This window comes from Pseudomonas sp. PDM31 (genome assembly GCF_019218965.1).
Taxonomy (GTDB): domain Bacteria; phylum Pseudomonadota; class Gammaproteobacteria; order Pseudomonadales; family Pseudomonadaceae; genus Aquipseudomonas.
In genome coordinates this window covers 468,294-490,926 of record NZ_JAHUWS010000001.1, presented here as the reverse complement: position 1 = coordinate 490,926, position 22,633 = coordinate 468,294, and the positions used below count along the sequence as shown (strand labels likewise).

20 protein-coding genes are annotated in these 22,633 nt (G+C 60.4%); 5 read left to right on the top strand and 15 right to left on the bottom strand.

Going from position 1 to position 22,633, the window contains the following annotated elements; all coding sequences use genetic code 11:
* Positions 1-82: 82 nt before the first annotated feature.
* Positions 83-2,719 (top strand): excinuclease ABC subunit UvrA, encoded by a 2,637-nt coding sequence (locus KW839_RS01900; protein WP_218423218.1) that lies wholly within the window; start codon positions 83-85, stop codon positions 2,717-2,719.
* A 121-nt stretch (positions 2,720-2,840) separates the two neighbouring features.
* On the opposite strand, the gene KW839_RS01895 is transcribed toward KW839_RS01900, so the two are convergent.
* The 7 genes from KW839_RS01895 to KW839_RS01865 all read right to left on the bottom strand — a co-directional run bounded on the left by KW839_RS01895 (position 2,841) and on the right by KW839_RS01865 (position 9,064).
* The gene (locus tag KW839_RS01895; RefSeq protein ID WP_060540593.1) at positions 2,841-4,784 is read right to left on the bottom strand and encodes a response regulator; all 1,944 of its coding nucleotides are present in this window, start codon (positions 4,782-4,784) and stop codon (positions 2,841-2,843) included.
* Positions 4,774-5,649 (bottom strand): sensor histidine kinase KdpD, encoded by an 876-nt coding sequence (locus KW839_RS01890; RefSeq protein ID WP_218423217.1) that lies wholly within the window; start codon positions 5,647-5,649, stop codon positions 4,774-4,776. The genes KW839_RS01895 and KW839_RS01890 overlap by 11 nt, the downstream gene beginning before the upstream one ends.
* A complete protein-coding gene (locus KW839_RS01885; protein ID WP_218423399.1) occupies positions 5,642-6,652 on the bottom strand; it encodes an ATP-binding protein in 1,011 nt (336 codons plus the stop codon). Before KW839_RS01885 ends, KW839_RS01890 begins: the two co-directional genes overlap by 8 nt.
* Before the next feature lie 11 nt (positions 6,653-6,663).
* Entirely contained in the window at positions 6,664-7,068 is a 405-nt protein-coding gene (locus KW839_RS01880; RefSeq protein WP_060540596.1) for an anti-sigma regulatory factor, read from the bottom strand.
* On the bottom strand, positions 7,065-7,427 hold the full coding sequence (locus tag KW839_RS01875) for an STAS domain-containing protein (protein WP_218423216.1): 363 nt from the start codon (positions 7,425-7,427) through the stop codon (positions 7,065-7,067). The genes KW839_RS01880 and KW839_RS01875 overlap by 4 nt, the downstream gene beginning before the upstream one ends.
* 4 nt (positions 7,428-7,431) lie before the next feature.
* Positions 7,432-8,283 carry an STAS domain-containing protein gene (locus tag KW839_RS01870; RefSeq protein WP_218423215.1) on the bottom strand — a complete coding sequence of 284 codons (852 nt, stop codon included), beginning with the start codon at positions 8,281-8,283 and terminating at the stop codon, positions 7,432-7,434.
* Positions 8,284-8,542: 259 nt separating this feature from the next.
* Positions 8,543-9,064 carry a DUF4142 domain-containing protein gene (locus KW839_RS01865; protein WP_218423214.1) on the bottom strand — a complete coding sequence of 174 codons (522 nt, stop codon included), beginning with the start codon at positions 9,062-9,064 and terminating at the stop codon, positions 8,543-8,545.
* Between the two features lie 218 nt (positions 9,065-9,282).
* Here KW839_RS01865 and KW839_RS01860 point away from each other — a divergent pair, with 218 nt between their 5' ends.
* Positions 9,283-9,525 (top strand): DUF465 domain-containing protein, encoded by a 243-nt coding sequence (locus KW839_RS01860; protein WP_218423213.1) that lies wholly within the window; start codon positions 9,283-9,285, stop codon positions 9,523-9,525.
* Positions 9,526-9,636: 111 nt separating this feature from the next.
* Complete coding sequence (locus KW839_RS01855) at positions 9,637-9,792, top strand: hypothetical protein (RefSeq protein WP_218423212.1); 156 nt, start codon at positions 9,637-9,639, stop codon at positions 9,790-9,792.
* Between the two features lie 40 nt (positions 9,793-9,832).
* Here the strand turns inward: KW839_RS01855 and KW839_RS01850 are convergent, their stop codons facing one another.
* The 5 genes from KW839_RS01850 to KW839_RS01830 form a co-directional block, all read right to left on the bottom strand.
* Positions 9,833-10,909: an SMP-30/gluconolactonase/LRE family protein gene (locus KW839_RS01850; protein WP_218423211.1), complete on the bottom strand. Its 1,077-nt coding sequence runs from the start codon at positions 10,907-10,909 to the stop codon at positions 9,833-9,835.
* Positions 10,906-12,039, bottom strand: a complete 1,134-nt coding sequence (locus KW839_RS01845) for an SRPBCC family protein (RefSeq protein WP_218423210.1) — start codon at positions 12,037-12,039, stop codon at positions 10,906-10,908. Before KW839_RS01845 ends, KW839_RS01850 begins: the two co-directional genes overlap by 4 nt.
* A 106-nt stretch (positions 12,040-12,145) precedes the next feature.
* Complete coding sequence (locus KW839_RS01840; RefSeq protein WP_218423209.1) at positions 12,146-13,009, bottom strand: LysR family transcriptional regulator; 864 nt, start codon at positions 13,007-13,009, stop codon at positions 12,146-12,148.
* A 126-nt stretch (positions 13,010-13,135) separates the two neighbouring features.
* Entirely contained in the window at positions 13,136-13,450 is a 315-nt protein-coding gene (locus KW839_RS01835; protein ID WP_008154977.1) for an SCP2 sterol-binding domain-containing protein, read from the bottom strand.
* A gap of 64 nt (positions 13,451-13,514) precedes the next feature.
* A complete protein-coding gene (locus KW839_RS01830; RefSeq protein WP_218423208.1) occupies positions 13,515-14,225 on the bottom strand; it encodes a histidine phosphatase family protein in 711 nt (236 codons plus the stop codon).
* Between the two features lie 199 nt (positions 14,226-14,424).
* Between KW839_RS01830 and sohB the strand changes: the two genes are divergently transcribed.
* Both sohB and KW839_RS01820 read left to right on the top strand, forming a co-directional pair.
* Complete coding sequence (gene sohB, locus KW839_RS01825; protein WP_060540604.1) at positions 14,425-15,447, top strand: protease SohB; 1,023 nt, start codon at positions 14,425-14,427, stop codon at positions 15,445-15,447.
* 197 nt (positions 15,448-15,644) lie between these two features.
* A complete protein-coding gene (locus KW839_RS01820) occupies positions 15,645-19,505 on the top strand; it encodes a dermonecrotic toxin domain-containing protein (protein WP_218423207.1) in 3,861 nt (1,286 codons plus the stop codon).
* A gap of 82 nt (positions 19,506-19,587) precedes the next feature.
* Here KW839_RS01820 and KW839_RS01815 read toward each other — a convergent pair whose 3' ends face one another.
* The 3 genes from KW839_RS01815 to KW839_RS01805 form a co-directional block, all read right to left on the bottom strand.
* Complete coding sequence (locus KW839_RS01815; RefSeq protein ID WP_060540606.1) at positions 19,588-20,082, bottom strand: DUF934 domain-containing protein; 495 nt, start codon at positions 20,080-20,082, stop codon at positions 19,588-19,590.
* The gene (locus tag KW839_RS01810; protein WP_218423206.1) at positions 20,066-21,724 is read right to left on the bottom strand and encodes a nitrite/sulfite reductase; all 1,659 of its coding nucleotides are present in this window, start codon (positions 21,722-21,724) and stop codon (positions 20,066-20,068) included. The genes KW839_RS01815 and KW839_RS01810 overlap by 17 nt, the downstream gene beginning before the upstream one ends.
* Before the next feature lie 599 nt (positions 21,725-22,323).
* Entirely contained in the window at positions 22,324-22,542 is a 219-nt protein-coding gene (locus KW839_RS01805) for a DUF2970 domain-containing protein (protein WP_060540608.1), read from the bottom strand.
* Positions 22,543-22,633 lie beyond the last annotated feature (91 nt).

Sequence of the window (22,633 nt, the reverse complement as noted above, 5' to 3'; positions counted from 1 at the left end):
TAGTGACTGATACACCGCCTTCGCGAGCAAGCCCGCTCCCACATTATGATCGTGTTCTTTCAGTTTCCAACAAGGCGATTCGATGACTTCCAAACGTACCGGCAACTCTCTCTCCGGCATGGTCAGGGTGCGCGGCGCCCGGGAACACAACCTCAAGAATGTCGATGTGGATATCCCCCGCGATGCCCTGGTGGTGTTCACCGGGGTATCCGGCTCGGGGAAGTCGTCACTGGCGTTCTCGACCCTGTATGCCGAAGCGCAACGCCGCTATTTCGAATCCGTGGCGCCTTACGCGCGGCGCCTGATCGATCAGGTCGGCGTGCCGGATGTGGATTCCATTGAGGGGTTGCCGCCGGCAGTGGCCTTGCAGCAACAGCGAGGCACGCCGAGCACGCGTTCTTCGGTGGGCAGCGTGACGACCTTGTCGAGCCTGATCCGCATGCTGTACTCCCGGGCTGGCAGTTACCCGCCGGGGCAGCCGATGCTGTATGCCGAAGACTTTTCGCCAAACACCCCGCAAGGCGCATGCCCCGAGTGCCACGGCCTGGGCCGGGTGTATGAAGTCACTGAAGCGCTGATGGTCCCGGACCCGAGCCTGACCATACGCCAACGCGCCGTCGCCTCCTGGCCCCTGGCCTGGCAGGGCCAGAACCTGCGCGACATTCTGGTGACCATGGGCTACGACGTCGACATTCCCTGGCGCGACCTGCCGAAAAAGCAGCGCGACTGGATACTTTTCACCGAAGAAACTCCTACGGTGCCGGTCTACGCCGGGCTTACACCGCAGGAGACCCGAGTGGCCCTCAAACGCAAAATGGAGCCCAGTTATCAGGGCACGTTCACCGGCGCGCGGCGGTACATCCTGCACACCTTCAGCCACTCCCAGAGTGCGTTGATGAAGAAGCGCGTCGCGCAGTTCATGCTCGGCAGTCCCTGCCCGCTGTGCGATGGCAAACGCCTCAAGCGCGAGGCGCTGTCGGTGACCTTTGCCGGCTACGACATCGGCGAACTGGCACAAATGCCGTTGCTGCAGGTCGCGCAAGTCCTCAGGCCGGTGGCGGCTCAAGACTACCCTGAACAAGGCGATGAGGCAGGCGAAGTCTTGACTCACAGCCAGACCCGCGAGGCCCGTGAACAGCGCGTGGCCCACGGGGCCAGTGGTCACGCCAACGCCCCGGATGTGCGCCACACGCCGAACCTGTCCGTGGAAAAACGCCTGGCCGCGCAACGCATCGCCCAGGACTTGCTGGAGCGGGTCAGCACCCTGACCGATCTTGGCCTCGGTTACCTGGCCCTGGAACGCAGCACGCCGACCTTGTCGTCCGGCGAGTTGCAGCGCCTGCGCCTGGCAACGCAATTGGGTTCGCAGTTGTTCGGGGTGATCTACGTGCTGGACGAGCCTTCGGCCGGCCTGCACCCGGCGGATGGCGAAGCGTTGTTCGAAGCCCTGCAACGCCTGAAAGCGGCGGGCAATACCCTGTTCGTGGTCGAGCATGATCTGGAAACCATGCGTCGCGCCGACTGGTTGATCGATGTCGGTCCGGCGGCAGGCGAGAAGGGTGGACGGGTGCTGTACAGCGGCCCGCCGGCCGGGCTGGCGGATGTGCCGGACTCGCAGACCCGCGATTATCTGTTCGCCGGACAGCGCAGCCAATCGGCGAGCAATCGCAAGCCCGGCGACTGGCTGCGCCTGGAAGGTGTCACCCGCAATAACCTTAACAACCTCAGCGTCGAATTCCCCCTTGGCTGTTTTACCGCAGTGACCGGTGTGTCGGGCTCGGGGAAATCGAGTCTGGTCAGCCAGGCATTGCTGGAGCTGGTCGGCAGCCATCTCGGGCGCCCGGCGAGCGAGAGCGAAGCGCAGGAGTTGAGTCTGGAAGACGATTCGCCGCAAGTCAGTGGTGGCCAGGTCACTGGCGGGCTGGCGTCGATCAAGCGCCTGGTCCAGGTCGACCAGAAACCCATAGGCCGTACGCCGCGCTCCAACCTTGCGACCTACACCGGGCTGTTCGACAACGTGCGCAAGCTGTATGCCGCCACAGCCGAGGCGCAGGCGGCGGGCTATGACGCCGGACAGTTTTCCTTCAACGTCGCCAAGGGGCGCTGCGCGACCTGTGAAGGCGAGGGCTTTGTCAGCGTCGAGTTGTTGTTCATGCCCAGCGTCTATGCGCCATGCCCGACCTGTCACGGTGCCCGTTATAACCCCCAGACCCTGGCGATCAGTTGGCAGGGACGCAACATTGCCCAGGTGTTGCAGTTGACGGTGGACGAAGCGGTCGAGGTGTTCGCCGAGCAGGCGTCCATACGTCGATCGCTGAAGGTGCTGCGCGATATCGGCCTGGGTTACCTGCGTCTTGGTCAGCCGGCGACCGAGTTGTCGGGTGGCGAGGCCCAGCGCATCAAACTGGCCACCGAACTGCAACGCAATCAGCGCGGGGCGACGCTATACGTGCTCGACGAACCCACCACCGGCTTGCACCCTCGCGACGTCGACCGGTTGCTCGAACAGCTCAATACGCTGGTGACGGCGGGTCACACGGTGATTGTCGTCGAACATGAAATGCGCGTGGTGGCGCAGAGTGACTGGGTGATCGACATTGGCCCGGGAGCGGGGGATCAGGGTGGCAGGGTGGTGGTCGCCGGAACTCCGCAGAAAGTCGCCAAAAGCAAGAAGAGCCGCACGGCGCCGTTTTTGGCCAAGGCTCTTGAACTGGCTTGAAATGGAGGTTTTCTTCCTCACCTCATCGTCGGAACGCCGTCCGGACCAAGCCGGCTCCCACAGGGATTCGGGAACGCTACAGATCCCGTGTGGGAGCGGGCTTGCTCGCGAAAGCTATCCGTCATGCACCATCAATCGTGCGCCGTACCTTGTCCAGCAGCTCATTGATCTGGAACGGCTTGATCAGCATTTCCATGCCGTCGCCGAGGAATACCTGGCGATTGATCGCGGTTTCCGCATAACCGGTCATGAACAGGATCGGCAATGTTTCACGCCAGCCCCGCGCGACATCCGCCAGTTCGCGGCCGCTCATGCGCGGCAGGCCGACATCGGTCAGCAGCAGGTCGATTGACCGGTCGTTTTGCAGGCGCTCCAGGGCGCTCTCGATGTCGCCCGCCTGGGTGCAACGGTAGCCGGCATCCGCCAACACCTCAGCCACGAACAAACGCACCGACGCTGTATCTTCGACGATCAAGACATGTTCACCGGCACCCTGGGGATCGACGCTGACGGGTTCCAGCTGGCTCACGGTGGGGGCGGAGCTGGCCGGCAACATGATGGTCACTTCGGTGCCGCGCCGCGCCACGCTGCGAATGTGCGCATCGCCTCCCGACTGCCGGGCGAAACCATAGATGCTCGACAGCCCGAGCCCGGTCCCCTGGCCCAAAGGTTTGGTGGTGAAGAACGGGTCGAATACCTTGCCGATCACGCTGTGGTCGATGCCGGTGCCGTCATCGCGTACCGACAGTGCAACGTAGGCGCCATCGGCCAGGTTCGGGTCGCCATGGGAGAAGGCGGCATAGGTGTTGACCCAGATGTTGCCACCCTGGGGCAGGGCATCGCGCGCGTTGATCACCAGGTTGAGCATGGCACTTTCGAGCTGGATCGGATCGACCAGCGCGATGGCTGGCTTGGACGTCAATTCCAGCTTCAGAGTGATGCGTTCGCCGATGGTGCGCACCAGCAATTCTTCGAGAGAGCGGATGTGTTCGTTGATATCCACGGGCCGGGTATCGAGTGGCTGCTGGCGGGCGAACGCCAACAGGCGATGCGTCAGGGACGCGGCGCTCATGGCCGAGCTCAGTGCCGCTTCGGCGTAGAACCCGACCTTGTCGGTGCGCGATTCGGCGGCGCGTTTCTGGATCAGCTCCAGGCTGGTGATGATGCCGGTGAGCAAGTTGTTGAAGTCATGGGCGATGCCTCCGGTCAATTTGCCGAGGGCGTCCATTTTCTGCACTTGCAGCAGTTGCGCTTCGGTGCGCGCGCGTTCAGCGACTTCTCTGGCCAGCTGGGTGGTGGCGTCGTCCAGCCGGGCCAGGTGCGAGCGTTCGCGGTGGCGGTGCTCGGTGACGTCCTCGACGAACACCAGGCTCAGTTCCGGAGTGCGATAGGGTGAAATCTGCCATTCGGTTTCGCGGGTTTCACCCAGCACCCGCATGTTCAGGGTGCCTTTCCAACGCTCGCCATAGGCCAGGCGCAGGCGCAGCTCTTCGATCACGCTATCCTGGTCGTCGGCAAAACACTCGTGCAGGGTGTCCGGTTCACGGTTGTCCTGCACCAGTTGCGTGAATGCGTGATTGCATTCGTGGACCTTGAGTTGAGCATCGAGCACCGCAATGGGCGCCGAAACGTTGACAAAAATCTCGCGAAACCGCGCCTCGCTTTCGCGCAGGGCGTTTTCGGTATCCCGTACCCGCAGCAGGGTGCGCAGGGTGGCCAGCAGTACATCCGGGTCGACGGGGTGGATCAGGTACGCATCGGCACCGGCGTCCAGGCCGGTGATGATGTCGCCAGTCTGGATCGATGCCGCCGACACGTGAATCACCGGCAGCAGGGCGGTGGCAGGGTCGGCGCGCAGTTTGCGCACGATGTCGAAACCGCTCATGTCCGGCAGGTTGACGTCGAGTACCAGGGCGTCGAAGGTTACGCTGGCGATCAGTTCCAGGCCCTCGGTACCCGTGCCGGCTTCGAGTACCTCGTAACCGTGACGTTCCAGGCGCCGGCGCAAGGCGTAGCGCGTGGCAACATTGTCGTCGACGACCAGCAGGCGCAGGTCACGTTTCATCGGCAGGCTCCATGGCGATGGCCAGCGGGATGATCACGAAAAAGGTCGAGCCTACGCCTGGAGCGCTTTGCATCCCGACCTCGCCACCGAGCAGGATGGCGAAGCGTTTGCACAGCGACAATCCGAGCCCGGTACCGCGCAGCCGCTTTTGCAGCGGTGAATCGACCTGGGAGAAGTCTTCGAACAATGCACCATGTAGCGACTCGGCGATACCGATACCGGTGTCGCTGACGGCAAAACGCACGTGGGTGTTGTTTTGTAGCTGCGCCGAAATCCTGACTTCACCCCGGGTGGTGAACTTCAGCGCATTGGCGATGAAGTTGCGCAGGATCTGCGCGAGCTTCTTGTCGTCGGTGTACAGGCGCGGCAGGCCCACCGGTTCCTCGAAAATCAGGTCCACGGCGCTGGCGTCGACAATCGGCCGGAACATCCCGCGCAGCGCGGCGAACAGGTCGAACATGTCGAACCAGGCGGGTGAGATGGTGATGCGCCCGGCCTCGATCTTCGCAAGGTCAAGCAGATCGTCGACCATGTCGCTCAGTTCCCGCGCGGCAGTACTGACGAAGGTTACCTGTTTGTGCTGCTCGGGGCTCAACGGACCGTCCAGTTCATCGCTCAGCAGGCTGGCGATGCTCAGAATCGAGCCAAGCGGCGTACGAAACTCGTGGCTCATGTACGACAGGAACCGGCTTTTGAGGTCCGAGGCCTGGCGCAACTGTTCGGCCTGGGTATCGAGTTCGGCATACAGCGCCAGCACGCCCTGGTTGGTTTCATCCAGTTCTTCGCGCAACGCGGCGGCTTCGCCCTGCAACTGCGCAATGAGTGCGGCTTGATCAGCAAGCTCAATCAGGGGTGACTCAGCCATGGGAGGCCTCCAGAGCTATCACCAGCACCGTGACATCGTCCCGCCCGCGACAGAAGTCGCGGTGCAACAAAGCGGCAATCACGGCCGGATGCCGGTACACCAGGCCGGGGTAATCCTGCAGGTTCCAACGAGACTGCAAACCGTCGCTGTACATAATCAAAAGTTGTCCATTCACTTGAGCATAGTCAAAGGGTTGCGCCTTTCGATATTGCCCGCCAACGATGCCGGGATGGGAAGCCAGGCCACGGGATCGGTCCGGGGCTATCAGGCAGGCGCCGATGTTGCCTATACCGACGTAGTTCAGCGCATTGCGATGGGCGTCAAACTGGGCAATGGCCAGGGCACCTCCGCGCGTGCCGTTCATGGCCTGATGAATGTCTTCGAGCAACAGAAGCGGCGCATTGAATGATGAGGTTGCGAACACTTTCTCCCCCGCCCGGGCCGCCAGTTCAGCGTCTTCGCCATGCCCCAGGCCATCGATCACCAGGGCACTGATGCGCGATCCGTCATAAGTTACGTGCCAGATATCGCCACAGGCCGGATCGTTGCGTAACGAATGCTGGCTGACGCCCATGCGTTGGTCCGGTCTCTTGTCTTCGCGCGGATACAGCCGGGCCAACAGCACGGCGCCCCGGGAATCGGCGTAGGCATCGAAGACTTGCGCCTGACGTGAAATCGCCCCCAGCCCGATACCCTGGGTACCCCCCGTGGAAAAGCCATCGCTCAGACAGGCCTGCAGGTCGAAGCCCTGGGCACGGTCGACGGCCAGTATCTCGATGCCTGCGCCCGATGCACGGGGCAAGACCCGCAGATGAATTTCACCGCATGCCGCATGCTTGAGAATGTTACTGGCAAGTTCGGTGGCGACCAGGGCGACACGCCCGGCGTCGGTCTCATCAAAACCGTGCCTTTGCGCCAGCTGTTGGGCGGTGCGGCGGGCGTGACCGACCTGGCTACTGTCTTCGATCGCCAGCACCTGGGTCAGGGAGCTGCCGATGTTCATTCTGCCGATATTCATGTCCATCGGGTGATCGTTACGCGAGTGCCTTTGCCCGGCGCGGTATCGAGTTCGAACTCTTCCACCAGCCGCCTGGCACCGGTCAGGCCCAGGCCCAGGCCGGAGCCTGAGGTCCAGCCATCGGTCAGCGCCAGCTTGATGTCCGGGATGCCCGGTCCTTCATCGCGGAAGGTCAGGCGCAGGCCGGTGCGTGATTCTTCGTCGAGGATCTGCCAGTCCATATCACCGCCGCCGCCGTAGACCATGGTATTGCGCGCCAGCTCGCTGACCGCGGTGACCAGTTTGGTCAGGTCGATCAGCCGCATGCCACACTCCTGGGCCAGCTTGCGCGCGGTCTGGCGCGCCAGCACGACGTCCTGCTCAATTTGAATGGGCTGGGTGCCGCTGCTGCGCACGGTCATTGTTCTTGTACTCGGTCCTGCAGCAGTTTCATCCCGCGCTCGACATTCAGCGCGGTCCGGACGCCGGGCAGGGTCAGGCCCAGTTCCACCAGGGTAATGGCGACCGCTGGCTGCATGCCGACCAGAACGGTCTGGGCATCCATGATGCTCGACAGCCCGGAGATGGTGCCGATCATTCGGCCAATGAACGAGTCGACCATGTCCAGCGCCGAAATGTCGATCAGTACGCCACGGGCGGAGGTTCTGCTGATGCGTTCGGACAGGTCGTCCTGCAAGGTCAGGGCCAGTTGATCATGCATGTCGACCTGAATGGTCACCAGCAGAAAGTCGCCCATCTGCAATATGGGAATACGTTCCATGGGCTCAGCCCGCCTTGCCGACAGTCAATCCCAGGCGGGTCAGGGCCAGCTTCAGGGCATCGGCCAGGTTGGCTTTGGTCACCACGCCTTGCAGGTCCAGGCCCAAGTGCACGATGGTCTGGGCGATCTGTGGGCGCACGCCACTGATGATGCAATCGGCACCCATCAGGCGAATCGCGGTCACGGTTTTGAGCAGGTGCTGAGCCACCAGCGTATCGACAGTCGGTACGCCGGTGATGTCGATGATGGCGATTTCCGAACCGGTGTCGACGATTCGTTGCAGCAGCGACTCCATCACCACCTGGGTGCGTTGCGAATCGAGGGTGCCGATCATCGGCAGGGCCAGTACACCGTCCCAGAGCTTGACCACCGGGGTCGACAGCTCGAGCAACTCTTCTTGCTGGCGCTTGATCACCGCTTCCCGGGACTTCTGGAAGGTACGAATGGTGTGCATGCCCAGGGCGTCGAGCAGTTGGGAGACTTCCCAGAGCTGTTCGGCCAGCAATGCCGGGCTGTCCTGGTAATGATTTTGCAGCAGGGCGAACACCGGGCCCTTGAGGGAAAAGATGAAACTGGCGGTTTGGTGCGAATCCTGGCCGAGCAGGGCGCGGCTGTGGGAGAGCTTTTCGAGGAACTGCCGAATCGCGTCCCAAGCCGGCGCTGCCACGTTCTGTCCATTGCCCTCCTGCAGTCCGCTAACCAGTAGTTGCAGGAACTCCGAGGTCTGCTGCCTCAGGTCCGCGTCTTTGAGATTGCGTGTGGCCCCACTGTTTTCCAGGCTTTTGGACCATTCGGCAATCAGTTGCGCCTGGCTTTTGTTCATCGCATCGAGAGTGCTGGTTTGCAGTGCCGCCATGAGACTTTAACTCCTTGAAAGTGTGGGCCCGGTTGCCAAAAAACGGCCGGCGCAATGCAGTGACATTTGCCGGATGAAATAGTTGTTCGTTTTTTGCAGGAATTTGAATTTGCTCACAGCAACTGTAGGAGCTTGTGAAGCCTGCGATCTGTTTTTTTTAGTCTTTCGCAGGCGCAAAGGGCTGTTTCCAGTGAAGATGTTCAGTCGCCAGGAAAAAAACAGCCGCCAGAACAGGCGGCTGTTTTAGTGCAGGGGGACGCTACTTGTCCGGGTGGGCGGCCTGGAGCTTTTTCGCCATGGCCAGGTGTTTCTCCAGCGCAGGCAGCATTTTTTGCGCAAAGGCCTTGAGTTCGGTGGCGCCCTTGGTCTTGTCGTCGGTCACCGTGTTGGCTTCTTTCTTGAACAACTCGATAGTGTCTTCGTGGGCTTTGACCTGGTTGTTGGCGTAGGCCGAATCGAAGGACTCGTCGCGCATGTCGAGTAGCTTCTCCTTGGCCTGCTTAACCAGAGTCGTGGTATCCGGAACCTCGATGTCGTGCTTTTTCGCCAGGGTCGCCAGTTCATCGTTGGCCTTGGAATGATCGGTGATCATCATGTTGGCGAATGCCTTGATGTCGGCCGACTGGCTTTTTTCCAGGGCCAGGCGGCTGGTTTCGATTTCCGCGATGCCACCGGCGGCGGCATTGTCGACGAAGTCATTGGAAGTGGCAGCAAAAGCGCTGCCCATGCTGGTGCTCAGGGCGACAGCCAGGGCGAGGTGGCGCAAGTTGAATCCGTCCATTGGTCATTCTCCACACAGGTTTTTATGGCCGATCGATTGATCGTTATGCTGTGGAGGCGTTTTTACCGCTAAAGGTTTTATCGCATTTGCGACAGGACGACGAACGGAGGCCGCTGGTCTGACAGGTGGTCGACAGAACCGGCTAACCAAGGCCATTCTGATAGTTGGTGAACGCAATTGATCGCGTTTCGCTGCCGATCAACAAACGGAGGTGTTCCATGCCGGTGACCCATGACCTTTATCAGGATTTACGCTGCACGAAGGAAGAGATCCAGCAAAAACGCACCAAGGATCCGTTACTGGATTCACTGCTGAACAAGTATTCCCAGGCCGATGCCGACGTGGTCAAGGCCGAGACCGCGACATCGGATGCCCCCAGCGATGACGCCCTGAAAAAACTCAAGGAAAGGCGCTTGCAGGTCAAGGACAAGATCGTCCAGCAACTCCAGACCAGCTCCTGACGTTTCGTCATCAGACACTGACGACCGGTGACTGAAAAGTTGGAACGGCGATCTAAACCGGCACCTCGAATGGTCTGAGACGCAATTTTACGGCTCTATGCGAGGTGCCCCATGACCGACCCCAAATTCCCCAGCGAACAAACCGGTGGTTACGACCCGATGCCCACCCATCCCGAACCCTTGAGCCCGGAGCACACCACGGTCAATCCCGAGGAGGAGCCGGGCATCGATGAATTGCCGGAGGATGAAGGTAACGAACCCTCGTAGGCGCCGGCTTGCCGGCGATGGCGTCACTACGGGCGTTGCTTTACTGCAATGCCTTGCTCAAAGGCAACCGCACCATGTACCTTGCCTTGAGTGAACCGAAATACAACCAGTCCCCATACTCACGCACGGTGGTGACTGGCGAGTAATTGTCACTGCCGGCATCCTGCAAATTGGCAATCACCTTGCCCTCAAGGTCCAGGCCGAGGGCAAAGGCACGTTTCTCCACGGGCTTGGGCAGCACGGTCATCGCCCGTACGATCGTCTTGCGTATGAAGGGATGCGCTGCAGTGGCGTCGAGTAGCGCATTGCGCGGGGCATACAGCGCCACCCAGAAACGGTCATGACCGTTGAACGACAAGTTGTCTGGCAGGCCAGGCAGGTTATCGATGAACAGATCATGGGTGCCCGCCTTCGGCCCGCTGAGCCAGTAGCGGCTGATGCGATAGGCGCCGGTTTCATTGACCAGCACGAACGCATCTTCCGGGCCCAGGGTCACGCCATTGGCGAACTGCAGTTTATCCAGCAGGACCGAGGTTTTGCCGGTCTGGAAGTCGTAGCGCAGCAAACGGCCGTCACCGCCGTGCTCGAGGATGGCTTCGCCGTCGTGGCCATAGCCGAAGCGGCTGGAGGCATCGCTGAAGTAGGCGTAGTGACCGGGCTTGTCGATGGCCACGTCGTCGGTGAAACCGAACGGCACGCCGCCGGCCTCGGTGCTCAGCGCGACCAACTGCCCCTGGGCATCCAGCGACAACAAGCCTTTGACCGCATCGGCGATCACCAGCAAACCATTGGGATGTCGGGCCAGGCCCAGCGGTCGGCCGCCGGTATCGGTCAGGACCTTGGTGCTCTTGCCGTCCAGGCTGGTGCGGATCAGGCGGCCGTCGTGCAGGCCAGTGAGCAATGTGTCGCCCTCCAGGAGCAAGGCTTCCGGCCCGTCGATGTCGGCCGCGCCAACGCGCTCCACGGCTTTGAGGCGCTGGTTGTCGGCGTACGCTCCGGTGCTGAGGGAGGGCGCCGGTTGCGGCGTCCAGGCCACTGGCTTGACCTTGGTCGGCATCAGCAGCAGGAAGCCGCCGATGGCGATGAACACCGGTAATACGATGTGGCGCCACTTCACGCGCTGACTCCGTTGAGGTGTTGGTGCGCCATTTCGCGCAAGGCCAGCATGGAAGCTGCGGATTCGTGATCGATTCGGCGCTTGAGCAGCAGCCGGTTGGCAATCCGCATCGCCAGGCCGCTGAACTGGTAGTGCAAGGTGCGCACAAACCGGGTGTTGTCGCCCTCGGCTTCGCACTCGTAAGTCAGCAGCAGCGACAGGCCATGATCACCTTGCGCCCGCGCGCACCAGCGCCGTCCGGGCAGGTACTGCGTCACCTCCCAGCTCAGGTGCCCATCGCGCCCGCCGGCGCGGATGTCTTCCTCGAAGCGCGCCCCGGCATGTAACGGGCCTTTCGGCCCATCGATGCGCAGCGATGACGGATGCCACTGCGGCCAAAGGGCGACGGTGCTGGCGTAGGCAAGCACGGCGATCGGGGGCGCGGCGATGACGGTCTGGTGCTGCATGCGGGTCATGGGAGTTCTCGTCGGGTCGAGGGGTTCAGGCTCCCAATAGAGGGTGCCGAACAGATAGTCCATCAGTGGGAAAACGATGTTGAAATTACGCTCCTGCATCAACTCGCGACGGTGATGCAGTTCATGCAGGCGACGCATCTGGCGGATCCACGGCAACCGCGTGAGCGGGTTGTGCGGCGGCAAGTGCTCGCAGGCGTGAAACACCTCGTAGGCCAGGTATCCGAGGACCAGGCAACCGCCGACCAACCCGGCGACGTTGGCATCCAGTTGCTTGAGCAACCACCACAGGGGCAGGGTGATGACGAGGGTGTGCAGCACGATCAGCCACGCCGGAAACAGGATCACCCGCCAGTCGCGGGCGCTGTTGTAGGTCATGTGGCCGGGGGCGAAAAAACTGTGATGGTCGCCGGCATGGCGGGCATAAAACAGCCGGGCGTATGGTTTTTTATGATGCCCCAGATGACGATGCACCAGATACACCCCAAGGTTGAAGAACAACAGGGTTACAGGCACAGCCAGCCATTGCAGAGGCAGTACCTGATGCACGGTGCTCCAGAAAACACTGATGGCCAGCACTCCGAACAACAGGACAAAGGCGCCGTGCAGCCAGGGGTTGTAGAGGGGATGAATGTCGGCACGGTAGCGGCTGCGGAATGCTTCGGTGGTCTGCCTCACTGCAATCACCTGACGTTATTGTTCTCTCCTGCAGATTAGTCGATTCCGGCGTATTGATTGCGCTAACCTGGACGACACAACGGCCATGCTCCGGTGCGCAGCGCATTCAGCTCAGCGGGTCCCAGCGTTGCGACCAGTCCTCGTGCGAGTCGATGACCTCGCGCAGCAGGTCGAAGGCCCGTTGCAAGGTGGGTGAGTCGCGGTCGCGGGAGTAGACCAGATAGGTCGGGTAACTGAACTCGGGCGCCCGGGGCACACGTTCCAGCACGCCGCTTTGCAGATAACTCTGCACGACGCGGGTACGGAAATAGCCGCTGCCGCCGTTCTCGAGGATGTACTGCAAGCCCAGCGGGCCGAGATTGAAGCTCAGCGCCGGCTTGGCCTTTTCCGGCAGGGCGGCGTCATGCCGGCGCCGGAAGTCCGCTCCCCAGTCGATGTACACGTAGGGATCGGGCCGTTCGACTGAGCGCACCAGGATGAGCTTTTCTTCGAGAATTTGCTCGACCTGCAGCCGTGGCCAGTATTCGGGTTGGTAGACCAGTGCTGCATCCAGAACCCCCAGCTCCAGTTGCCGCAACAGGTTTTCACCGTCACGGATTTCCATGCGCAAGGCATGGCTGGGTATTTTCTCACGCAATTGGCCGGCCCAGCCGAGCATCAGCGGGTTGCACAGGCTGACCTCGCCGCCGATGTGCAGCACGTCACGCAGACCCTCGGGCAACGGCAGATCCCGGCGCGCGGCTTCCCAGGTTTCGACCAGTTGATTGGCATACACCACGAAGGCTTCACCATTGGCTGTCAGGCGCGCCCCGGCGCGATTGCGCACAAACAGCGTGCTGCCCAGCTGGCTTTCCAGTTTCTGCACCCGCGCGGTAATCGCGGTCTGGGTGACGTGGAGTTTTTCAGCGGCCGCGGCAAGGCTGCCGTGGCGGACGATTTCGAGGAAGGTGCGGGCGAGGTCGATGTCCATGGGCTGGCCGGTGTGGGGTGTGCAGGCATTGTAAGAGTATTTCAAGGCTGGAAAACGACGAATCCCGCCACCAGGGCGGGATTCGTTTGCCAGCGTACATGCCCCCGGGTACCGGGAGCGGCATGCTTAGGCCGGGAACAGCTCGGACAGTTTCATTGCCAGCATCATGTCGCCTTCAGCGCGCAGTTTGCCGCCCATGAACGCTTGCATGCCGTCGGTTTCGCCGCTGACGATGCCTTCCAGGGTTTCGCCGTCCATCACCAGAGTGACCTGTGCGTCCGGGTTTTCGCCTTCTTGCAGCTCGCAGGTGCTGTCCTTGACGATCAGCGAGAAGTTCTTGGTGTCGTCGATGCGGAAACCGAAGACCAGGTCCAGGCCGGCAGCAGCGGCTGGGTTGAACTTGGCTTTCATTGCTTGTACGGCATCAGCTACGGAGGTCATGGTTCGATCCTTTCTTGAGTTATTAGAGCTGAGTGGTTACAGCCAGGGTCACAATAATCCGGACTCAGCGAAACGTGATGAGTTCCGGGGCCTTCAGCAGTTGCAGGTGCGCATGACTGTTGAAGGAAGCCAGGGCCACTTCGCGACCACGGAACTTCAGGTGGTTGAGCGAAGTGTTGACGATTTGCCAATTCAATTCAAAAGCCTGCCGTGCAGGCATTTGCGTGATCAGGTGGAGCAGGGCGGTGATGGTCCCGCCGGAAGTGAACACGGCGATTTTCTGGGTGTTGTCGGCCTGGTCGAGGATACGATGCAGGCCGGCCTGGACGCGCTCGACAAAACCCAACCAGCTTTCCAGGCCCGGCGTGTCGTAGGTACCGGCGAGCCAGCGCTCGATGATCAGGGCGAAGATGCGCTGGAACTCGGCACGGTTGTGCACCGCGTTGCGCAGAACGTTCAAGGCTTCAGGTTCGTCGGGCAGCATCGCCGGGAGCAGGGCGCGAATCACCGCATCGGCGTCGAACTCGTTGAAGGCCGAATCGGTCTCCAGGATCGGCACCGGCAGGCCCACCGCCGCGAATTGCTCCAGCGCGCTGGTGGCCGTGTGTTGCTGGCGGCGCAGGTCGCCCGCCAGGCAGCGATCGAAGCTGATACCGAGTTCGGCCAGGTGTCGACCAAGGATTTCTGCCTGACAAATACCGTTGGGCGACAGGACGTCATAGTCGTCTGCACCGAAGGAGGCCTGGCCATGTCGAATCAAGTAGATGCTGCCCACGTCCGCGTCGTCCCGGTACGTTGAAGGTTTGGCGAGGTTATGAGGATGGCGGTGAGCTGTCAATGAAAAAACATACGCTTGTTTGAAATGCTCGTTACAGGCCTGTTGCCAGAGGTTTCACGACTGGTCGCAAGGCCGGTGCATGGGTATGCTGGAGGTATCCCGCGCGTTCCAGCCGCGCATTGTTTAAGGAGTCCCTGTGGAGTTTTTGTCCGAGTACGCCATTTTCCTGGCCAAGACCGTGACCCTGGTGATCGCCATTCTGGTGGTCCTGGCCAGCTTTGCGGCGTTGCGCAGCAAGGGGCGGCGCAAGTCGTCGGGCCAGTTGCAGGTCAGCAAGCTCAATGATTTCTACAAAGGGCTGCGCGAGCGCCTGGAGCAAACCCTGCTCGACAAGGAGCAGCTCAAGGCCCTGCGCAAGTCCCAGAGTAAAACCGAGAAAAAACAGAAGAAGAAGCCCGAGGCCAAGCCCCGGGTGTTCGTGCTGGATTTCAACGGCGACATCAAGGCTTCAGCCACCGAAAGCCTGCGCCACGAAATCACCGCCTTGCTGACCCTGGCCACACCGAAGGACGAAGTGGTACTGCGTCTGGAAAGCGGCGGCGGCATGGTCCACAGCTACGGCCTGGCGTCCTCGCAGCTGGCGCGTATCCGTGAGGCCGGCGTGCCCCTGACCGTGTGCATCGACAAGGTCGCCGCCAGCGGTGGCTACATGATGGCGTGCATCGGTCAGAAGATCATCAGTGCGCCGTTCGCGATCCTCGGCTCGATCGGTGTGGTGGCGCAGTTGCCCAACGTCAATCGCCTGCTGAAAAAACACGATATCGACTTCGAAGTCCTCACCGCCGGCGAGTACAAGCGCACCTTGACGGTATTCGGCGAAAACACCGAAAAGGGCCGGGAAAAGTTTCAGGAAGACCTGGACATCACCCATCAACTGTTCAAGAATTTCGTGTCCCGCTATCGCCCGCAACTGGCGATCGACGAAGTGGCGACCGGTGAAATCTGGCTCGGCGTCGCGGCGCTCGACAAGCAACTGGTGGACGAGCTCAAGACCAGCGACGAGTACCTCGCCGAGCGCGCAAAGCAGTCCGAGCTTTATCACTTGCACTATGCCGAGCGCAAAAGCCTGCCGGAACGTATCGGCATGGCGGCCAGTGGCTCGGTCGATCGCGTCCTGCTCAGTTGGTGGAGCCGGTTGACCCAGCAACGCTTCTGGTAACGGCAAGCAGGCGTGCGAAGGCGCCACTGCGACGTGAAACACATTGAGACCGGGTAAATCCCGGTTTCTTTGTTCTGGAGGGGCGGTTTCTTTCTGCTCTGCTGATTTTTTCCTCGCCGGTTCAGGATCTTTCCGACTTCCCGCCGACTCGGGCAGGTTTACTGTCGTCATTCATTTATGACTGCAATGGACTGCCCATGAATACCCCCGTACCTGACCCGACCCTCAGCTCTGTCGCGGCTCCCGCGCCCCGGATGCGTGACGAACTGCAGGCAGCCTTCAACGGCTCGATACCACAAACCCCCGCCGATTTTGCGAAGCAACTGTTCCATGAAAAATGGGGGCGCGACATTGATCCGCAAACAGCCGTGCTGGTCACGCTTGATTACAACTACCAGGGCCATCCGCCACAGGATGGCATCCATCAAGGTCAGGTATTCAAATTCCAGACCCTGATCCAGGCGCTGCTGGGCAATTACCAGAAGGTCGGTGACGACCGCTTCGGTGAAAACGCTTTCGGCCTGGTCACCCCGCACGACATCGGGCCTTCGGTGCGGATTGTCGAGCACGTCGACGAGTTCGCCCTGCGCGGCAGCGGCAATCACAGCACCTATGAAGGCATCTATCGCCGCGCCGTGCCGCAAACCTACGGACCACAAACACAAATCGCCCTGAGGCCCGCGGACTTCAAGCACTGGGTCTGGACCCTGGAACTCAAGGATCTGTATCAGGCGTACCTTGACCGAGCCTGGCCATCGGATACGGCAATTACCGCCAGCCATGCCTATGCGCTGCGAACTTCGGTCAAGGCCGCGTTTGTCATGAATGCGTTTTTGCAGCGCCACGAAAACAGTTTGAGCCAGAAGGGCCTGGAACTGGCCCTGCAAGCCGCGGGATTGCCGGCTGGTCAAACCTGGGACAAATTGACGTTCGAACAGATGCAGGCAGCGACCCGTATGCCCAGCTCGATCATGGCCGGGCGGCTTGAGGTGTATCGCTACACCGCAACGGATATCTGGACATACCGCGAGCGCAATGGCTCGAGAATTCTGTTCTACATACCCGGCAATTCATCACCCTTTCACGAGTTTTCGGACGCCGCGCAAATGCAACGCTGGGTGGTGGCGCAGGGCAGGTCCGAAGACACCAGGCACGCCGTGGCGCAGCACTATGCCGAAAACGATCGTACGGATGGCAATTTTCATGCCGGGGTACTGACCGCGCTGGAAGCGATGGCTCAATACCCGGACACTCACTGGCTGACAGAAACCGCCGGCTGGTTCAACAACGACGGGCCTTGGGATCCGGCCGAGTACATAGGCTTCGAGCAGGCTGGCGCGGCCACTGATCCCTTCGCGCAACTGGTGCTCTGCATGAAGCGCGCCGCGCAGGCAGGGGTGGAAACCATTCGTGACGACGCCCAGGTCAACCGTGACAACTTGAGTGCCTTCGTCGAGCCGCTTGTGCAATGGATCAACCGCTTCGGTGCCTTGGCGTTGTTTGTGCCGGGCGGTGAGGGCTTGCTCGCGCTGGCCGGGCTGATTGATGCCGGCTACGGACTGGATCAGGCCGTGAATGGTAAAACTGCCAATGAGCGGTCCGAGGGCGTTACGCGCACGGTGTTCGGCTTGCTCAATGCGCTGCCGATGGCTGGCGGCGCTGCTTTGGTAGAGCGCGAGGCAGCTGATATCGACGACTTGGCTAAACCGCCACGGGGCCCGGGCGAAACCGAGGCAGTGTCGCCAGTGGTGGAACCCGCCCGGCCATCGGCTGTTCCCGTTCCGACCCGGGTGGCGCTCCTGCGTGGCATCGGCCCGTCGGTGGCTTCATTCAGTGATGAAATGCTGGCGCAAATCGCCAAGGTCAGCGCGGTCGACGACGACATGCTGCGCCTGATGCAGCAAGGGCGCCCACCGACGCCTTTGCTGGCCGATACGATCAGCCGCTTCAGGATCGATCAGGAGCTTGGCCTGGCCGGTCAACCCGAGCTTTTCGATAGCCGTTATCAATTGCTCCAGCAATCAGGGAATGAATGGGTCCGGTTGTTTCAACAGCAATACCCTGGGTTGCCGACAGGAGCGATCGAACAAATGCTCGATCGCTATGGGGTGGATATTCGCACGGCGCCCGATGTAAGCGAGGCCAGGCACGTGTTCAAGCGCCTGGACAGCAAGGCCCGTCAGTATCAGCAGCACGTGCGGCTCAATCGCGCCTATGAGGGGCTGTACCTGCGCTCGGTGCTCAACCCGGAGTCGGACACACTGGCCTTGCATTCACTGGATAATCTACCCGGTTGGCCACAAAGTCTGCGAATCGACCTCCTCGACGAGTCGGCCAGCGGGCGGGTACTGGACCGTATCGGAGCACCCGTTACAACGGATGTCCGACAGTTGATAAAGAGCGAAAAGCACTATCGGCTCCGGGACCGGAAAACCGACTTGTATACGGCGCTGCTCGGCTTGTTGTCGGACGATGAACGTTCGGCGTTGCAATTGACATCACGTGATCCGGCCAGTGAACTGCGACTCAAGCTCGCTGATCGGGCAATGTCCAGAAGTGATTACATGCAAGGGTTGCAGCGCATGGATAGCAAGCTGCCGTTCAAGCCCCAAGGGCTCAGGGGAGGTGGCTTTCCGCAGACAGCCCAGGGCGAATCGATGAACCATGAAATGATGAGGTTGCAACTCAAGGAGGTTTATCCCGAGTTTTCCAGTGCCGATGCCGATCAGGTATTGCAACGGGCAGGTGCTGGCGCTCAGGCCCACATCGATGGGTTGAAGCAGCAACTCCAGCAGTTGCACACCGACTTGAGCAGTTGGGTCGATCAGGCCACAAACGACGCCGCCGACATGGACATTGATTTTCTGGTTCCCGGCGAAGAAGGAACGCAAGGGCTGACCCAGGCGCAGATCTCAGCCCGTAATGTGGCGATGCTGCAGGAAGTGATCAGGTACGAGGTCGAGACCCGAACCGAACTGGCAGATGAAATGATCGCCATCTGGCAAAAGCGAAACCCGGAGCAGGGCAGTCACTATTCAGGCTCTCACTTGACCGGGTTCAGGATGGAAATGGACTTTGAAGACTTCCATCGATTGCCCACGCTCAATGTTCGCCTCTTGGATGTGAGCGAGTTAACGATGCAAGGTTTTCACCTGTTCGAACGTGAAAGCCTGAATGGCTTCCTGGAGTCTTTTCCTAATCTGCGCACTTTGAATCTGCAAGGCTTCGATCTTCGACTGCCGAACATTGATGGCGAACTGGAAAGTTCGTTGCCTCCCGCCATTGCGCAGTTGCGTCATCTCACTTCGCTGAATCTGCAAAGTACCGAAATGCGATTGAGGGAGAGCACGGCTGGGCAGTTTTGTGAGTTGGTTCAGTTGCAGACACTCAATTTGAGTGAAAACCCGCTAATGGTACCGCCAGTAGTGCTGGGAATGAATGAGCTGCGTTCGCTGAACCTGAGAAACACGCGGATCAGCGCATGTCCGCTTATTAGCATGGATCAGCCGTATCTGAATCGGCTGGACTTGCGGGCTAACCGGATAACCCGGGTGCCTCCCGCCGTCATCAACCAGGCCATCAGCCGTGACCGCGTTCTGTTGCAGGGCAATCCGTTGAGCGACGAAGATACGTTGTTGCGAATCGTGGAACACCGCAAGCGCACCGGAATCAATCTGTGGTTGAGTGACCTTGGCCTCTCCCACGGCGACGTTGTTGATTGGTTGCGCGAGGGCAGCGAAGAACAACGGCAGGCCAGACGATTGATCTGGGAGCGTTTGGCAGCAAGACCGCAGGGCGAGCGCTTTTTAAGAGTGCTGGATGGCCTGGTTTTGACCGCGGATTTCCGGGTGGATTATCTGTCGCTGCAGGCGCGGGTCTGGCAACTGCTCGGCCAGGCAGATGCTTCTGAGCAGCTTTGGGCGCGACTGACTCAAGATGTCGAGGTGGCGGAGATGGATGCGGACAATCCGTTTGCGATATTCGCGGCGCTGGAGGAACGCGCCAGGCTTTACCGGGACTGGGTAGCGCTGGGGCAACCGTTTCCGATAGAGCACTGAACCGGCGTTGTGCCCGACAGCCTGCATGACAGGCAACGACTGAACGAAGCCTTGACCCGTTACGGGTCAAGGCTTCGTTTGATCAGCGGCGACGGAACAGCGGCAGCGGTTCGTCGGTTGCGGCCTGATAGGTCACGGAGAAATCCTTGAGACCTTCCAGTGCTTCGTACGGATCTTTATCCGGGCGGACGGCAAAGGCGTCGAAACCGCAGCGATGCATGTAGAACAACTGGTCGCGCAACACATCGCCAATGGCCCGCAGTTCGCCTTTGAAACCATAACGGTCACGCAACAGGCGGGCATTGGAGTAGTTGCGACCATCGGTGAATGCCGGGAAGTTCAAGGCGATAACCTTGAATTGCTCCACGTCATCGCCGATTTCCTCGGCTTCTTCATCGGCATCCAGCCACACGCCCAGCCCGCCATCGCGGGCCTGGAGCATGCGGCTATGTTCGCGCCACAACTTCAACGGCACGATCAGGTCGTCGCAGTTGCTGATCTCGTCGATATTGAAGTCCTTGGGCAGCAGGTGCCAGGTTTCGTCGACGACTTCGTTGTTCTTAATGATTCGCTGCATAGACGCGTTCCTTGAAGAGGTCGATGCCAATACGCTGATAGGTGTCGATGAAGCGCTCGTCTTCGGTACGTTGTTCGATGTACACATCGATCAGCTTCTCGATCACGTCAGGCATGGCTTCCTGGGCGAAGGACGGGCCGAGGATCTTGCCCAGGCTGGCGTCGCGGCTGGCGCTGCCGCCGAGGGAAACCTGATAGAACTCTTCGCCTTTCTTGTCCACGCCGAGAATGCCGATATGGCCGACGTGGTGGTGACCACAGGCGTTCATGCAACCGGAAATGTTCAGGTCCAGTTCACCGATGTCGAACAGGTAGTCCAGGTCATCGAATCGACGCTGGATCGATTCGGCGATCGGGATCGACTTGGCGTTGGCCAGGGAGCAGAAGTCGCCACCCGGGCAGCAGATGATGTCGGTGAGCAGGCCGATGTTCGGCGTGGCAAAGCCTTTCTCGCGCAACTCGCCCCACAGGGTAAACAGCTTGTCCTGTTCGACGTCGGCCAGGATGATGTTCTGCTCGTGGGAGGTGCGCAGTTGACCGAAGCTGTAACGGTCGGCCAGGTCGGCCACGGCGTCGAGCTGCTTGTCGGTGATGTCGCCCGGTGCAACGCCGGTCGGCTTCAGGGACAGGGTGACTGCGACATAACCCGGCTTCTTGTGGGCCAGGGTGTTGCGCGTGCGCCAGCGGGCGAAGCCCGGGTGTTCCTTGTCGAGCTCGGCCAGAGCGGCGGTCTGGTTGTCCAGGGCCTTGTAGTCCGGGTCGACGAAGTGTTTGGCGACGCGCTGGACTTCGGCTTCGGTCAACGTGGTCTGGCCACCGCGCAGGTGCTCCATTTCCGCGTCGACTTTCTCGGCGAAGACTTCAGGCGTCAGCGCCTTGACCAGAATCTTGATCCGCGCCTTGTACTTGTTGTCGCGACGGCCATAACGGTTGTAGACCCGCAGGATGGCGTCGAGGTAGCTCAACAGGTGTTCCCAGGGCAGGAACTCATTGATGAACGCACCCACCACCGGCGTACGGCCCAGGCCACCGCCGACCAGCACACGGAAACCCAGTTCGCCGGCGGCGTTGTGCACAGGCTCAAGGCCGATGTCGTGGACTTCGATGGCGGCGCGGTCAGCGCTCGAACCGTTCACGGCAATCTTGAACTTGCGCGGCAGGTAGGCGAATTCCGGGTGGAAGGTGGTCCACTGGCGGACGATCTCGCACCATGGGCGCGGGTCGATCAGTTCGTCGGCGGCGACGCCGGCAAACTGGTCGGTGGTAACGTTGCGCAGGCAGTTGCCGCTGGTCTGGATTGCATGCATCTGCACGGTGGCCAGTTCAGCCAGGATGTCTGGAATGTCTTCCACCGCCGGCCAGTTGAACTGCACGTTCTGACGGGTACTGATGTGGGCATAGCCCTTGTCGTAGTCGCGGGCAATTTTGGCCATCATGCGCATCTGTCGCGAGGTCAGCTGGCCGTAAGGCACGGCAACCCGCAACATCGGCGCGAAACGCTGGATATACAGGCCATTTTGCAGGCGCAGGGGGCGGAATTCTTCTTCGCTCAGCTCACCTGCCAGATAGCGTCGGGTCTGATCACGGAACTGCTTGACGCGGTCCTCGATGATTCGCTGATCGTATTCGTCGTATACGTACATATAAGTCCTGTTCTCAGGCTGGGTCGCTCGGATACAGCTGCGTTTTTGTGCTTGCCGGAGTCCGATAAAACCTCTGCAATTCTGCGCGCACGGCCGCGCACTCCCTTCGGAGCCGGGGCAAGATACCAGTTTGCAGTTATGCGCAAAAGTGATGTTTAAGAATATGTAAAGAACCAAATCGCCTAATGAATATCGTCGTTGCATTACCCTTGTTTGTGGTGAGGGCAATCGTCGTCTTTACTGTGATCGAGTCTTTATGCAATCACCGATAAAACCGACAAGAGGCGATGCAATGAGCAACCCAACCAAAGCACAAAAAAGCGATAGCACGGTCGATGCCTGGGCGATTTTGTTTCTGATCATTCTGGTCGTGGGGACAGCGGTATTCTGGGTCAGCCATCAATAAATGACCCCCGTCCGGGCCCGGCGATGACAATTGGCTGACAAAAGCCGGAATAAACACCGCTCTGGGAATGTTCACTGGCCATAGTGCGCAGCGAATTTTCCAGGGGCTCGGACGGCCGAATGTCGAAACTTCTGTGGGGGATCGACCGGGGCGTTACCCGTTCAACCTGCAGAGTCTGATGCGCTGAGCCGTTTCAGACCCCGGCCAGCAACAGCACAAGCTTGACGATGCCAAAGAGCGTCAGGGCAAACACTGCCGTGAACAGTATGCCCAACAGCACGAAATGACTGGGTTTTCCGTGTGTGAAGTCCCGGGCCCGGTTCTTCCCGCTCTGTACCCCAAAGGCGGCCGCCAGGACGCTGTGCAGCATTTGCCAGAAAGTTGGCGGTTTATTGTCGGCTGGATCGTCCATATATCCCTCATTGTGTGCGTGACTCAGGCAAGCATAGACAAGCCGCGGAAAAAAGATCACAGGCTGTGACATCCGCCATAGATATATACCA